The organism is Terrabacter sp. 2TAF16, from assembly GCF_052115065.1.
Lineage (GTDB): Bacteria > Actinomycetota > Actinomycetes > Actinomycetales > Dermatophilaceae > Terrabacter.
In genome coordinates, this window is sequence record NZ_JBFRFZ010000005.1 from 327,519 (window position 1) to 340,934 (window position 13,416).

The 13,416-nt window shown below is 74.1% G+C and carries 14 protein-coding genes; 6 read left to right on the forward strand and 8 right to left on the reverse strand.

What is annotated here, in order from left to right:
* Positions 1-35: 35 nt before the first annotated feature.
* The 3 genes from rsmD to AB4Z14_RS08755 are packed head-to-tail and all read right to left on the reverse strand — an operon-like array spanning position 36 to position 4,663.
* Positions 36-617, reverse strand: coding sequence for a 16S rRNA (guanine(966)-N(2))-methyltransferase RsmD (gene rsmD, locus AB4Z14_RS08745; protein ID WP_442274863.1), 582 nt, complete (start codon positions 615-617; stop codon positions 36-38).
* Position 618: 1 nt separating this feature from the next.
* Complete coding sequence (locus tag AB4Z14_RS08750) at positions 619-2,880, reverse strand: ATP-dependent DNA helicase RecG (protein ID WP_442274864.1); 2,262 nt, start codon at positions 2,878-2,880, stop codon at positions 619-621.
* Between the two features lies 1 nt (position 2,881).
* Positions 2,882-4,663, reverse strand: a complete 1,782-nt coding sequence (locus AB4Z14_RS08755) for a DAK2 domain-containing protein (RefSeq protein WP_442274865.1) — start codon at positions 4,661-4,663, stop codon at positions 2,882-2,884.
* Between the two features lie 87 nt (positions 4,664-4,750).
* On the opposite strand from AB4Z14_RS08755, the gene AB4Z14_RS08760 reads away from it, so the two are divergent.
* Both AB4Z14_RS08760 and rpmB read left to right on the forward strand, forming a co-directional pair.
* Entirely contained in the window at positions 4,751-5,530 is a 780-nt protein-coding gene (locus AB4Z14_RS08760) for a fructosamine kinase family protein (protein WP_442274866.1), read from the forward strand.
* A gap of 166 nt (positions 5,531-5,696) precedes the next feature.
* Positions 5,697-5,885, forward strand: a complete 189-nt coding sequence (gene rpmB / locus AB4Z14_RS08765; protein WP_020142801.1) for a 50S ribosomal protein L28 — start codon at positions 5,697-5,699, stop codon at positions 5,883-5,885.
* Positions 5,886-6,085: 200 nt separating this feature from the next.
* Here the strand turns inward: rpmB and thiL are convergent, their stop codons facing one another.
* Positions 6,086-7,054, reverse strand: a complete 969-nt coding sequence (thiL, locus tag AB4Z14_RS08770) for a thiamine-phosphate kinase (RefSeq protein ID WP_442274883.1) — start codon at positions 7,052-7,054, stop codon at positions 6,086-6,088.
* 219 nt (positions 7,055-7,273) lie between these two features.
* On the opposite strand from thiL, the gene AB4Z14_RS08775 reads away from it, so the two are divergent.
* Positions 7,274-7,507, forward strand: coding sequence for an Lrp/AsnC family transcriptional regulator (locus AB4Z14_RS08775; protein ID WP_020142803.1), 234 nt, complete (start codon positions 7,274-7,276; stop codon positions 7,505-7,507).
* Between the two features lie 61 nt (positions 7,508-7,568).
* Entirely contained in the window at positions 7,569-7,964 is a 396-nt protein-coding gene (locus tag AB4Z14_RS08780) for a hypothetical protein (protein WP_442274867.1), read from the forward strand.
* A gap of 57 nt (positions 7,965-8,021) precedes the next feature.
* Here the strand turns inward: AB4Z14_RS08780 and AB4Z14_RS08785 are convergent, their stop codons facing one another.
* Complete coding sequence (locus tag AB4Z14_RS08785) at positions 8,022-9,158, reverse strand: D-alanine--D-alanine ligase family protein (RefSeq protein ID WP_442274868.1); 1,137 nt, start codon at positions 9,156-9,158, stop codon at positions 8,022-8,024.
* Between the two features lie 49 nt (positions 9,159-9,207).
* Between AB4Z14_RS08785 and AB4Z14_RS08790 the strand changes: the two genes are divergently transcribed.
* Positions 9,208-10,293 carry a trans-sulfuration enzyme family protein gene (locus AB4Z14_RS08790; RefSeq protein WP_442274869.1) on the forward strand — a complete coding sequence of 362 codons (1,086 nt, stop codon included), beginning with the start codon at positions 9,208-9,210 and terminating at the stop codon, positions 10,291-10,293.
* A 26-nt stretch (positions 10,294-10,319) separates the two neighbouring features.
* Here the strand turns inward: AB4Z14_RS08790 and AB4Z14_RS08795 are convergent, their stop codons facing one another.
* Together AB4Z14_RS08795 and AB4Z14_RS08800 are read right to left on the reverse strand one after the other, a co-directional pair.
* Complete coding sequence (locus tag AB4Z14_RS08795) at positions 10,320-11,321, reverse strand: NAD(P)H-dependent glycerol-3-phosphate dehydrogenase (RefSeq protein ID WP_442274870.1); 1,002 nt, start codon at positions 11,319-11,321, stop codon at positions 10,320-10,322.
* Complete coding sequence (locus AB4Z14_RS08800) at positions 11,318-12,118, reverse strand: lysophospholipid acyltransferase family protein (RefSeq protein ID WP_442274871.1); 801 nt, start codon at positions 12,116-12,118, stop codon at positions 11,318-11,320. The genes AB4Z14_RS08795 and AB4Z14_RS08800 overlap by 4 nt, the downstream gene beginning before the upstream one ends.
* A 114-nt stretch (positions 12,119-12,232) precedes the next feature.
* On the opposite strand from AB4Z14_RS08800, the gene cofC reads away from it, so the two are divergent.
* Entirely contained in the window at positions 12,233-13,102 is an 870-nt protein-coding gene (cofC, locus tag AB4Z14_RS08805) for a 2-phospho-L-lactate guanylyltransferase (protein ID WP_442274872.1), read from the forward strand.
* Positions 13,103-13,178: 76 nt separating this feature from the next.
* Here cofC and AB4Z14_RS08810 read toward each other — a convergent pair.
* On the reverse strand, positions 13,179-13,416 hold a 238-nt coding region (locus tag AB4Z14_RS08810), incomplete at its 5' end, for a hypothetical protein (protein WP_442274873.1).

Genomic DNA, 13,416 nt, shown 5'->3' on the forward strand with positions numbered 1-13,416 from the left:
GGGTCCCGGGCGGCGCGTGAGCCTCGCGCCACGGGTCACGCGACGACGTCGCTCGGCGGCGGCTCGGCGAACCACATCGCGGTCTCGCCGTAGCGCTTCTCGCCGGAGAGCTCGAGCCCCTCGGGCCACGTCGGTTGCGGTGAGCGGCTCGAGCGCTCGACGACGACGAACGCGTCACGCGCGAGCCACTGGTGCCCGACGAGCGCGGCGAGCACGGCCGCCAGGGCGTCCTCGGACACGTCGTAGGGCGGGTCGACGAGCACGAGGTCCATCTGCACGCCGGCGGGTGGGCCGGCGGCCAGGGCTCGCTCGACGGTGTCGGCGACGACGCGGACGGCCGGGTGCCCGATGACGTCGGCGTTGGCGCGGATGACCTTCGCGGCAGCCTGGCGCGACTCGACGAGCAGGACCTGCGCGGCGCCGCGGCTCGCGGCCTCGAGGCCGAGCGCACCGGACCCGGCGTAGAGGTCGAGCACGCACGCGCCCTCGAGCAGCCCGCGGTGCTCCAGCCGGCTGAAGAGCGCCTCGCGGACCCGGTCGGACGTGGGTCGGGTCGAGGACCCGGGCGGCGTCCGGAGGCGACGACCGCCTGCCGTGCCGCTGATGATCCGTGTCATGTCAGCCCCGCTCGAGCCATACGGCCTGCTCCTCGTCGAGCCGCATCGCGACCGCGGCGGCGAGCGCCGGGTGCTCGCGCAGGCCGGGGTCGGCGTCGACGAGCGCGAAGGCGTCCTCGCGGGCGTCGGCGATGATCTGTTCGTCCTCGAGCCTGCCGAGTCGCAGGTGACGCACGGAGTTGCCCCGGCCGCTCTGGCGCGCCCCGAGCACGTCGCCCTCCCGGCGCAGGAGCAGGTCGGCGCGGGCCAGCTCGAAGCCGTCGGTCGTCGCGGCGACCTGGTCGAGGCGCTCGGCGGCCCGCTCCCCCGCGCCCTGGGTCATGAGCAGGCAGAGCCCGGGCACCGCACCACGGCCGACACGACCCCGCAGCTGGTGCAGCTGGGAGATGCCGAACCGGTCGGCGTCGACGACGACCATCACCGAGGCGTTCGGCACGTCGACGCCGACCTCGATGACCGTCGTGGCGACGAGGACGTCGATCTCGCCGTCCCCGAAGGCACGCATCGTGGCATCCTTGGCGTCGGGGTCGAGCCGGCCGTGGAGCACCCCGATGCGCGTGCCGTCGAGCGCCGGGTTGGCGCGCAGCGTGCTGAGCATCGCGTAGACGCCGGTCAGCTCCCGCTCGGGGGCGTCGCCCTCGACCTCGCCCTCGTCGCCCTCCCAGTGGGTCTCCCAGCCGGCGTCCTCGTCGGAGGTGTCGCGGGAGGTGGCGCCGCTGCCCGGGGCGAGAGCGGCCTCGTCGTCGACGTCACCGATGCGCGGGCAGACGACGTAGGCCTGGTGCCCCTTGGCGACCTCCTCGGCGACGCGCAGCCACGTGCGGTCGACCCAGCCGGGCCGGTCTGCGTCGACGACGTGCGTCGTGATGGGTGAGCGACCGCGCGGCAGCTCACGCAGCGTCGAGGTCTCCATGTCGCCGAAGACCGTCATCGCGACGGTGCGCGGGATCGGGGTGGCCGTCATGACGAGCACGTGAGGTGGCCGGATGCCCTTCTCGCGCAAGGCGTCCCGCTGCTCGACGCCGAAGCGGTGCTGCTCGTCGACGACGACGAGGGCGAGGTCCGCGAACTGGACGTGCTTCTGGATGAGCGCGTGGGTGCCGACGACGATGCCGGCCTCGCCGGAGGCCGCGTCGAGCAGGGAGCGACGGCGGGTCGCGGCGTTCTGGCTCCCGGTGAGCAGCGCCACGGTGGTCCCGAACTCCGAGCCGCCGAGCATGCCGCCCTGCGCGAGGTCGCCGAGCATCGCGATGATCGAGCGGTGGTGCTGAGCCGCCAGGACCTCGGTGGGGGCGAGCAGGGCCGCCTGGCCGCCCGCGTCGATGGCGGCGAGCATGGCACGCAGCGCGACCACCGTCTTGCCCGAGCCGACCTCGCCCTGGAGGAGCCGGTGCATCGGCCGGTCGGACGCGAGCTCGGTCGTGAGCACCTCGCCGATCTCGCGCTGCCCCGCCGTGAGCTCGAAGGGCAGCCGGGCGTCGAAGGCGGCCAGCAGGCCGCCGGGACGCGGAGGCCGCGGCGTCGCGAGCTCGGACTCGGCAGCCTTGCGGCGCTGGGCGAGGATCGTCTGGAGGACGAACGCCTCGTCGTACTTGAGCCGGTCGAGCCCGCGGGACGGCTGGTCGTCGAGCGTGGGTCGGTGGACGAGCTCCAGCGCGACGGCGCGGTCGACGAGATCCCGCGTGGCGCGTACGCCGTCGGGAACCGGCTCGCGGACGCGGTCGACGGAGTCGAGCGCGTGGTGGACGAGCCGGCGCAGCTTGAGGGAGTTGAGCTTGCCCGTCGTCGAGTAGACCGGCACGCGGTGGGTGCGGTACCACTCGACGGTCGCCTCACCCTGTTCGTCGTCGTCGAAGAGCTCGTACTCCGGGTGGGTGAGCTGGAGCCGCCGGCCGTAGGCGCCGATCTGCCCGACGAAGAGCCCGCGCACGCCGGGCAGCAGCTTCTTCTCGTGGCCAAAGGCGCTGAAGAAGGTCACGTCGAGCTCGTTGCCGTGGTCGTCGCCGATGACGACGGTGAGCATCTTGCCTCGACGGTTGCGCATGGCCCGCGAGGTCGCCGTGCGGACCTCGGCCACGACGAGGACCTCCTCGCCGACGTGGAGCGAGGACAGGTCGGTGAGCTGGCCGGGGCGCACGTAGCGCCGGGGCACGAACTCGAACAGGTCGCCGACACTCTGCAGGCCCTTGGTGCGGGCCAGCTGGGCGGCGTCAGGCTTGGTGAGCAGCTTGGTGAGCGGCGAGTCCTCGGTGAGCACCGGCACCTCACTCCACCCCCAGCAGCACGGGGTAGACCGCCTGCCCGCCGTCGAGGAGCGAGACCTCGATGCCGTGGTGGGCGACGCGGGCCTCGGCGGTCACGGCGTCGAGCAGGCCGTCGGGCGCGTCGACACCCGCCACGACCGTCAGGAGCTCACCGCCACTCGCGAGCAGCCGCTGCACGACCTGCCGGGAGACGTCGAGCTGGTCGGAGCCGACGATGACGACGTCACCGTCGACGACGCCGAGCACGTCACCCGCCTCGCACGGACCGCCGCTCGTGAGCGCCGCCCGGTTGGCCACGGTGACCGCGCCGTGTCGGGTCGCCGACGCCGCCGCCTGCATGGCGAGCACGTTGGCCGACGCCGCGGCGGTCGGCTCGAAGACGGCGAGGGCGGCGATGCCCTGCACGGCCGTGCGGACGTGGACGAGGTGCGCCTCGATGCCGTCGTCGGCCACCGCACGCACGGCGGCGGCAGCGGCCAGGAGCGTGTCGCCGTCGTTGGGCAGGACGACGACGCCCGAGGCCCCGCGTGCGTGCTGCTGGCGGATGGCGTCGATGAGACCCCCGGTCGAGGCGCGCCGACCGGGTCCGGAGCGGACCACGACCGCGCCGGCGTCCTCGAAGAGCCCCTCGAGACCGACGCCGGCGGCGCACGCGACGATCGCGGCACCACGGACCGCCGAGGTGCCGGCACCGTCGACCCGCGCACCTCGAGTGCCGTGGCCGTGCTCGTCGGTGAGGCGCGTGATGCGCACCCGGTGCGGGCGGCCGGCCTCGATGCCGGCCTCGACGGCGGCGCCTGCGTCGTCGACGTGGGCGTGGACGTTCCACTCCCCGTCGCCGCCGACGACGAGCACCGAGTCGCCGAGCTCGACGAGGCGGGCGCGCAGGGCGTCCACCGCGGTGTCGTCGGAGTCGCGCAGGAGGTACATCACCTCGAACTCCGGGATGCCGGGGGTCTCGGCGCCGTCGGCCGGTCGAGCCGCGCTGAGCGCCGCGCTCCGGGGGTCGGGCCGGCGCCGGGAACGTCGGTCGGAGGCGTCGGACCCGGAGCGAGCGCGCTGGCCGGCGCAGACCCGCTCGAGGCACTCGAGGAGCACGACGAGCCCGGCTCCCCCGGCGTCGACGACGCCGGCGCGGGCCAGCACCTCGAGCTGCTCGGGGGTGTGCTCGAGGGCCTCCCGGGAGGCGTCGAGAGCCGCGAGCGCGACGGCGTGGACGCCGACGGGTCCATCGCCTGCTGCTGGGACACCCGGGTCGGCGTCGTCGGCGCCGTCGGCGACGGTATACGACCCCGGTGCGGTGGACCCGGCGGCCCGGGCGGCGGCCTCGGCCATGGCGCGGGCCACTGTGAGGATGGTCCCCTCCTTGGGGTCCGTCACGGCCTGGCGGGCGCGCTGCTCTGCGTGCTGCAGCCCCTCGGCGAGGACGCGGCCGTCGATCTCGGCTGCCCCGGCGCAGCCCTCGGCGAGTCCGCGGGCCAGCTGGCTGAGGATGACGCCGGAGTTGCCCCGGGCGGTCCAGAGCAGGTGGCGGGCGAAGACGGCGAGCAGGGCGTCGGCCGTCGTGACGTCCGCGGTGGCCAGGGTGCGCTCGACCGCGCCGTCGAAGGTGAGGTAGAGGTTCGTGCCCGTGTCGCCGTCGGGGACGGGGAAGACGTTGAGGGCATCGATCTCGGCGCGGCGGGCCGCGAAGAGCGACCGGGTCAGCACGGCCCACCGGCGGACCGCGACGAGGTCGAGCAGGCTGAGCGGCCCGTCGGGCGGCGGCGCTGCGCCGGGCATCGGACCTCCTGCTCGTCGTGCGTGTCCATCGGCCTGGGGATCGGCTCGCCGATGCTCGGCAGGCTAGCGCCTCGTCCGGACGGTCGCATGCACCAGTCCCGTGCCGCACCGGCGTCGGGGGGGGGCGGCCCCGCAGCCCCCGCCGGCTTCTTCGAGGTCGAGGCGGCCGGCCTGCGCTGGCTCGGGGAGGCGCAGGGGCGCGGCGGCGCCCGCGTCGTCGAGGTCCGCGGCGTCGGTGCCGGGCACATCGACCTCGTCCGGCTGCACCCCGCTCGTCCGACGGAGGAGGCAGCCGAGACCCTCGGGCGGGGCCTCGCCGTGACCCATGCTGCGGGTGCGCCGGCCTTCGGGTCTCCCCCGGCGGGCTGGACCGGTGACGCCTGGATCGGGCGCCAGACGCAGACAAACGACCCGACGCCGACGTGGGGCCTGTTCTACGCCGAGCAGCGGGTGCGCCCTTTCGTGCGCCGGGCCCTCGACCGCGGTCACCTCGACGCGGCCGGGGCCCGCACCATCGACCGCGTCTGCGACCGGCTGGCGTCCGGCGACCTCGACGACGACCGACCCCCCGCTCGCATCCACGGCGACCTGTGGGCAGGCAACGTCGTGTTCACGGCCGACGGCGCCGTCCTCATCGACCCGGCCGCGCACGGCGGGCACGGGCTCACCGACCTCGCGATGCTGGCCCTCTTCGGCTGCCCCGGCCTGGGCCGCGTCCTCGCCGCGTACGAGGAGGCCACCGGACTCCGCCCGGGGTGGCGCGAGCTCGTGGGCCTGCACCAGCTGCACCCGCTCGCCGTGCACGCGGCGTCGCACGGACCTGCGTATGCCGCCCAGCTCGTCGAGACGGCCCGGACCTTCGCATGAGGCGGGGTCAGTGGGGTGCTCACGCCGTTTTGTCGTCCGAGCATCTCGTCGGCTACGCTTTACCGGTTCCCCCCGTGACTGCGGGGTGACGCGCGCCCTCGTGCGTCTGCCCCGATCCAGTGGTGGAGCTCAGCACTTCGTCAACATCGAATTTCAGGAGATACCCGTGGCTGCCAACTGCGACGTCTGCGGCAAGGGACCGAGCTTCGGTCACAACATCTCGCACTCGCACCGCCGCACCAAGCGCCGCTGGAACCCCAACATCCAGCGCGTTCGGACGCTGGTGGACGGTGTGACGCCGAAGCGACTCAACGTCTGCACCTCCTGCCTCAAGGCGGGCAAGGTCGTTCGCTGAACGTCCCTCACCAACGCTGAAGGCCGGCACCCCGAGGGGGCCGGCCTTCGTCGTGCCCGCCGGGTGCGGGTCGAGGTGACCGCCGCGTCCGGGCGCGACGGCATACCTCGTCGTGCGGGTGATCGCGCACCGGCTGTCGCCCGGGCGCACGGGCTGCGCGATCTCGCGCCCGACCTCGAGCCGCGAGCCCGCCGCTCCGGTCAGGCACCGCGGAAGTGGTCCCAGCCGGTGTGCGTGACGACGCGGCCGCCGACGAGGATGCCCCCGCCCTCATCGGCCCCGGGAGCCCGGACGGACCCGATGGCCCGCCAGCCGACGGGCAGAGACCCACGCGGGAAGGTCGCGAGCAGCGAGTGCTCCTCGCCGCCGGCCAGCACGCAGTCGAGCGCGGCCTCGGCTCCGAGGGCCTCGGTCAGCGCGTCGACGTCCGCGGCGAGCGCCCGCGGGTCGAGGTCGATGACGACGCGGCTGGCCCGGGCGATCCGCCCCCCGTCGCGCAGCAGGCCGTCGCTGAGGTCGAGCATCGCCGTGGCCCCGGCGGCCGCCGCCTCGGGCCCCGCCGCGAGCGGGGGCTCGGGACGTCGCTGACGGGCGACCGCGACCGGGTGCCGCTCGACGGCGTCGGCCCGGAGCAGGCGCAGGCCCGCGTCGGCGAGGCCGAGCGACCCGTGGACGGCGAGGACGTCCCCGGGCCTCGCCCCCGAGCGGAGCACCGGCTCGCCGTCGAGGCGGCCGAGCGCCGTGACCGACACCATGACGACCCCGGGCGGCGCCGACGAGAGGTCCCCGCCGAGCACGGCCACGCCCGCGGCGGCACACGCCTGAGCCAGGCCGCCCACGTGGTCGAGCACCCACTCCAGCGACAGGTCGGGGTCGGCGACGAGCGTGACGAGGATCCCCGTGGGCCGGCCGCCCATCGCCGCGACGTCGGCGAGGTTCTGGGCCACGACCTTGTGCCCGATGTCCGCGCCGGAGGACCACGCGTCGAGCCAGTCACGGCCGAGGACGACGGTGTCGGTCGTGGCGATCGTGCGCTCGGACGTGCGCAGCACCGCGGCGTCGTCACCCGGGGCCACGAGCAGCTCGTCGGTGCCCGGGAAGGCCGGGAGGATGCGCCCGAGCAGCTCGTCCTCGTCGAGGTCTCGCAAGGGCGTCCCGCCCGTCATCATCGGCCCACGCTGGAGCCGCTGCCCGTTCGGCACGGATCACACACCCTTTCGGTGGACGGCCGTCTCAGGCCCCCGGTTTCCATGGGACGTGAGGCCCCATGGCAAGGTAGCGTCAGGGCACGGTCGCAGTCACACTGGGACCTGCCGTTCCGAGCGGTCGGGCCAGCGCGTCGCGCCCGTGCACGACCGTCCAACGATCGACACACAGTGAGGTGACACGTGGTCCAGGCCTACATCCTGATCCAGACCGAAGTCGGCAAGGCCGCGAGCGTGGCGGAGGCGATCGCGGGCATCTCGGGCGTGACTCTCGCCGAGGACGTCACGGGTCCTTACGACGTCATCGCCCGCGTCGAGGCCTCCAACGTCGACGACCTCGGTCGTCTCGTCATCGCCAAGCTCCAGGACGTCCCCGGCATCACCCGGACCCTGACCTGCACGGTCGTCCACGTCTGAGGCCAGCCCCCTGACCGGACGCCCGTACCTCACGACGGCGGCGCTCATCGGCGCCGCCGTCGTGCTGTCCGCGTGCAGCCGCGCCCCCGAGGTGGCGCTCGCGCCCCAGGCGTCGACGCCGGTCTGCGCCTCGGCCCGGTGGCCCGGTGACGTCAGCGGCCACGCGAGGGTGGCGACGCAGCCCGACGACGGGTCGGTGGCGGCGTGGGGCGACCCGGCGCTCATCGCCCGCTGCGGGCTCGACCCCCTCGGCCCGACGACCGACGACTGCGTGACCGTCGACGGCGTCGACTGGGTGGTGCGCCCCCTCAGCGACGGGTCGGTGGCGACGACCTACGGCCGCGACCCGGCCATCGAGGTGCTGGCCCCCGGGGCCTACGGCGCGGTGCCGCTGCTGCTGCCGGCCTTCACCGACGTCGCGAAGTCCCTCCCGGTCACCGGTCGCCACTGCTCCTGAGGGCGTATGCCGTGTGGCCGGCCCGGCTGTCGCCGGAACGTGCCCGGTCGGCCCGGTTCAGCGCAGGCCGGTGCGCCGCTCGAGGGCGAGCGAGATCAGCTCGTCGATGAGGTCGGGGTAGTCGACGCCCGAGGCCGCCCACATCCGCGGGTACATCGAGTGCGGCGTGAAGCCCGGCATCGTGTTGATCTCGTTGATGAGCACCCGGCCGTCGTCGGTGTAGAAGCAGTCGACGCGCGCGAGCCCCTCGCAGCCGAGCGACTCGAACGCCTCGGCGGCGAGCCGTCGGACCTCCTTGGAGATCTCCTCGGGCACGTCGGCGGGACAGGTGAGGTCGACGTCGGCCTCGGCGAGGTACTTCGCCTCGAAGTCGTAGAAGCCGTGGTTGTCGTGGACCGCGACCTCGCCCACCTCGGACGTGCGCGGCCCGGACGTGCCGTGGCCCTCGAGCACGGCGCACTCGATCTCACGGCCCGCGATCCCGGCCTCGACGAGGACCTTGGGGTCGTGCTCGCGGGCCACCTCGATGGCGGCCTGGAGCTCGGCGGGGTCGTCGACCCGGGTGATCCCCATCGACGAGCCGGCCCGGGCGGGCTTGACGAAGAGCGGGTAGGCGAGACCGGCGCAGGCGTCCATGGCGGCGGCCGGGTCGGTGCGCCACGCGCGGTCGGTGATGACGGCATACGGCCCGACGGGCAGCCCGTGGCCGGCGAAGACGACCTTCATGTAGTGCTTGTCCATGCCCGCGGCGGACGCGAAGACGCCGGAGCCGACGTAGCGCACGTCGGAGAGCTCGAGGAAGCCCTGGAGCGTGCCGTCCTCGCCGAACGGCCCGTGCAGCAGGGGGAAGACGACGTCGACCTGACCGAGCTCCTGCGGCGGCCGGCCGGCCTCGAGCGAGGTGAGCGAGCTCTCGCGCGTCGAGAGCGGCAGGACGACGTGGGCGGCGCTCGGCTCGACCTCGGGGGTGCGCCCGGCCGTCAGCTCGAAGCGGCTCGGCTCGTCGGCCGCGAGGACCCACTGCCCGTCGCGGGAGATGCCGATCGGGATGATGTCGTACTTGCTGCGGTCGATGGCGCGCAGCACCCCGGCAGCGGTGGCGCAGGAGACTGCGTGCTCCGAGGAGCGCCCTCCGAAGACGATGGCGACGCGGGGGCGGCTCGGCAGGTCGGGCTGGGGCTGGTCCGTGGTCATCAGACGAGACTCTATCGAAGACCGTGGGGGCCCCTCGTACCCTGAGGGCGTGGGCACCGAAGCGGATTCGCAGCACCTGCACGTCGACACCTTCCTCGTGGCGTCGGGACGCCCCGAGCGCTCCCCCGGCTCGCCCGCGAACGTCGCCGTCGAGCTGACGTCGACGTATGCCGCGGACGGGCCCGTCAACTACGGCCGCTCGGGCAACCCGACGTGGAACGCGTTCGAGGAGGCGCTCGGCGGCCTCGAGGGCGGTCACGCGCTCGTGCACGCGTCGGGCATGGGAGCCATCTCGGCGGCACTCGGGCTCGTCCCGGCCGGCGGCACGGTCGTCGCCCCCGACACGACGTACAACGGCACCGGCGACCTGCTCGTGGCCCACGAGAAGGCCGGCGGCACGGTCGTCCGCGTGCACGCCACCGACACGGCCGGCTTCGTCGCCGCCCTCGAGTCGGCCGACCTGCTCTGGCTCGAGTCGCCGACGAACCCGCTCATGGACGTCACCGAGCTCGACGTCGTCCTCGCCCGGTCACGTGAGCTCGGCGTGACGAGCGTCGTCGACAACACCCTCTCGACTCCGCTGCTGTGCCGGCCCCTCTCGCTCGGCGCCGACGTCGTCGTGCACTCCGTCACCAAGTACCTCTCGGGTCACAGCGACGTCGTGCTCGGCGCGACCGTCGTCGCCGACACCGAGCGCGGGCGCGCGATCGGCGATCGGCTGCGTCGCCACCGCACCCTGCACGGGGCGATCGCCGGACCGATGGAGGTCTTCCTCGCGCTGCGCGGGCTGCGAACGCTGTCGGTGCGGTTCGAGCGGGCCAGCGCCAGCGCGGCCGAGCTGGCCCGCCGCCTCGAGGGCCATCCGGCCGTGGAGCGCGTGCGCTACCCCGGCTCGGGCGCCATGGTCTCGATCGACGTGGCCGGTGACGCGGACGCCGCCGAGCGGGTCTGCGCCTCGACGCGTCTCTGGCTGCACGCGACGAGCCTCGGCGGCGTCGAGTCACAGCTCGAGCGCCGCCGGCGTCACCCCTCGGAGTCCGAGCAGGTGCCGGTCAACCTCGTCCGGCTGTCAGTCGGCATCGAGCACGTCGACGACCTGTGGGCCGACCTCAGACAGGCGCTCGACCACGCCTGACGCGAGCCGGCGGGCGGCACACGCCCTCAGTGCTTCTCAGCCTTGAGGTCACGTGACATGAGGCGCGGGCCGACCTCGCTCGCCGAGTGACCGTCACGGATGACGGCGACGACCTGCTCGCAGATCGGCATGTCGACGTCGTGCTGCCCGGCGAGCGTGAGGATCGACTCGCACGACTTCACGCCCTCAGTCGTCGTGCGCAGCTCGGCGGTCGCCTCCTCGACCGTGCGGCCGCGCCCGAGCCGCACGCCGAAGCTGTGGTTGCGCGAGAGCGGCGACATGCACGTCGCGATGAGGTCTCCGACGCCGGCGAGGCCCATGAAGGTCTGCGGGTGCGCGCCGAGAGCCAGGCCCAGGCGCGTCGTCTCCGCCAGACCACGGGTGATGATCGTGGCCTTCGTGTTGTCGCCGAACCCCATCCCCTCGGCCATGCCGGACGCGAGCGCGACGACGTTCTTCGTGGCCCCGCACACCTCGGCGCCGATGACGTCGGTGTCGGTGTAGGGCCGGAACCACGGGGTCGCGCAGGCGCTGGCGACGCGCTCGGCAGTCGCCATGTCACGGCACGCGACGACGCCCGCGGCCGGCTGGCGACGGGCGATCTCGGGCGCGAGGTTGGGGCCGGACACGACGACGATGCGGTCGGTCGCGATGTCAGCGGCCTCGGCGATGACCTCGCTCATCCGCATCGTCGTGCCGAGCTCGACGCCCTTCATGAGCGACACGACCGGGGCGCCGGTGGGGATCGAGGCGCCCCAGCGGGTCAGGTTGTCGCGCAACGTCTGCGACGGCACGGCGAGCACGACGACGTCGGCCCGGTGGAGGGCCTCGGCCGGGTCGACGGTGGCGCGGACGGCGGACGGCAGCTCGAGCTCGGGCAGGTAGGCGTCGTTGCGCCCGGCGTTGATCGCGTCGGCGACCTCCGGTCGACGCGCCCACATCGTCACGTCGCACCCGGCATCGGCCAGGATCATCCCGAAGGCCGTGCCCCAGTTGCCACTGCCCATGACGGCGACGCGAGCCGTCACGACGGGCTCCCGTCCCGGCCGCGGTGACGCTTGGCGCGCCCGATCTCGTGGTGCCCCAGGGGGTCACCGATCTCGGGGACGCCGTGGCTGCGCGGGTCGAAGCGCTCGGTCGGACGCTTCTCGTCCCGGAGCACCTCGAGCAGCCCGGTGATGCGGTCCATGAGCCGGTCGGTGGCCTCGCGCAGCACCTTGGTGTCGATCGGGCGGTCGTAGAGGTCGGAGAGGTCGACGGGCGGACCGGCGTACATCATCATCGTCTTGCGCGGGAAGAGCGAGGGCTTGTGGCCGTAGGGAGACAGGATCTCCTGAGCACCCCACTGCGCCACCGGGATCAGGGGGCAGCGCGTCTCGAGGGCGACCCTGGCGGCGCCCGTCTTGCCCCGCATCGGCCACAGGTCGGGGTCGCGCGTGATGGTGCCCTCGGGGAAGATCCCGAGCGCCTTGCCGGCGCGCACGCCCTCGACCGCGGCCCGGTAGGAGTCGGTCGCTGCGGCGGAGTTGCGGTAGACGGGGATCTGTCCGCACTTCTTGAGAAGCCAGCCGACGAACGGGATCGCGAAGAGGCTGTCCTTGCCGAGGAAGTAGGCCTCGCGCCCGCTGTCGAACATGAAGTGCGCGAAGACGAGCGGGTCGGCGTAGGAGATGTGGTTCGTCGAGACGACGAAGCCGCCCTCGGCCGGGATGTTCTCGAGCCCGCGCCAGTCGCGCTTGGTGACCCGCATCAGCAGCGGCCGCAGCAGGAGGGCCACGAGCCGGTAGGCCCACGGCAACCGCCTCTTGGGTGCGCCGGCAGTCACGGTGTCACGTCCTCCTCGTCGTGCGCACGCCGGTCGACGTGGCTGGGCTTCATCTTGTCCACCTCACGGCGCGGTGTCGAGCAGCAGGGCGGCGAGTGGGACGATATCGCCAGCATGACGACCTCCTCGCACGCGCACCCCCCGGCAGAGCCGTCCGCCGGCTGGCACGTCGTCGTCCCCGTCAAGGACACGAGCCACGGCAAGTCGCGCCTCGCCCGCGCCGTCGGATCGGACCGCGCCGAGCTCAGTGCCGCGATCGCGACCGACACGCTCGCCGCGGCCGCCGCGGCCGTCGGGGCAGACCACCTCGTGCTCGTGACGAGCGACGCGGGCCTGGCGGCCAGGTGGCGTACGCGTGGGGTGCACGTCGTGGCCGACCCGGGCACCGGGCTCAACGAGGCCGTCTGCGCCGGTATGCGGCACGCCGGGCCGGGCGCCCGCGTGGCCGCCCTGCTCGGTGACGTTCCCTCGCTCGACGCCGCCTCGCTGCGGTCGGCGCTCGAGGCCGCTGCGTCCGTCGAGGAGTCGTTCGTGCCCGACGCGGACGGCACGGGCACTGTCCTGCGCTGCGGCCGCGGCTTCACGCCACGGTTCGGCACCGACAGCGCCGCGCGTCACGAGGCCGACGGGGCGGTGCGCCTGGAGCTGCCGCTCCCCCGACTGCGCACCGACGTCGACGACGCACGGAGCCTCGCGCGGGCGCGCCGGCTCGGGCTCGGCCCGGCGACACGCACCGTCCTCGAGCACCGGGGATCTGGTTGGATCAGGAGCATGCAGGCCACCGTCCACCGCTTCGACCCCGAGACCCACACCGGGAGCGTGCTGCGCGACGACGGCGTCGAGCTGCGCTTCGAGGCACCGGCGTTCGAGGCGAGCGGGCTGCGCCTGCTGCGCCTCGGCCAGCGCCTCACGGTCGAGGTCGTCGACGACCTCGTCATCGCGCTGCACATCGTGGGCGTCGGGCCGGGCCAGCCCATCCGCTGACGCACGCGTGGGCCCGACCGTCGCCGGTCGGGCCCACGTCACGTCCGGCGACGCCCGTGCCGGGCGCCGCGTGGCCTCACCTCGAGGCGGTCTTCCTGGCCGTCGTCTTGCGGGCCGTCGTCGCCTTCTTGGCCGCCGTGGTCTTCGTGGCAGCGGCCTTCGTCGTCGTCGTCTTCGCCGCCGCCTTGGCCGGGGCGGCCTTCGTCGCCGTGGCGCGCTTGGCCGGAGCAGCCTTCGTCGCAGCGGCCTTCGTCGTCGTCCTCTTCGCCGCCGCCTTGGCCGGGGCGGCCTTCGTCGCCGTGGCGCGCTTGGCC

Excerpts from the sequence above, each read along its gene's own strand:
- rsmD (WP_442274863.1), bottom strand. The coding sequence starts at position 617 with ATGACACGGATCATCAGCGGCACGGCAGGCGGTCGTCGCCTCCGGACG.
- AB4Z14_RS08755 (WP_442274865.1), bottom strand. The coding sequence starts at position 4,663 with ATGCCCGGCGCAGCGCCGCCGCCCGACGGGCCGCTCAGCCTGCTCGAC.
- AB4Z14_RS08760 (WP_442274866.1), top strand. The coding sequence starts at position 4,751 with ATGCACCAGTCCCGTGCCGCACCGGCGTCGGGGGGGGGCGGCCCCGCA.
- thiL (WP_442274883.1), bottom strand. The coding sequence starts at position 7,054 with ATGATGACGGGCGGGACGCCCTTGCGAGACCTCGACGAGGACGAGCTG.
- AB4Z14_RS08785 (WP_442274868.1), bottom strand. The coding sequence starts at position 9,158 with ATGACCACGGACCAGCCCCAGCCCGACCTGCCGAGCCGCCCCCGCGTC.
- cofC (WP_442274872.1), top strand. The coding sequence starts at position 12,233 with ATGACGACCTCCTCGCACGCGCACCCCCCGGCAGAGCCGTCCGCCGGC.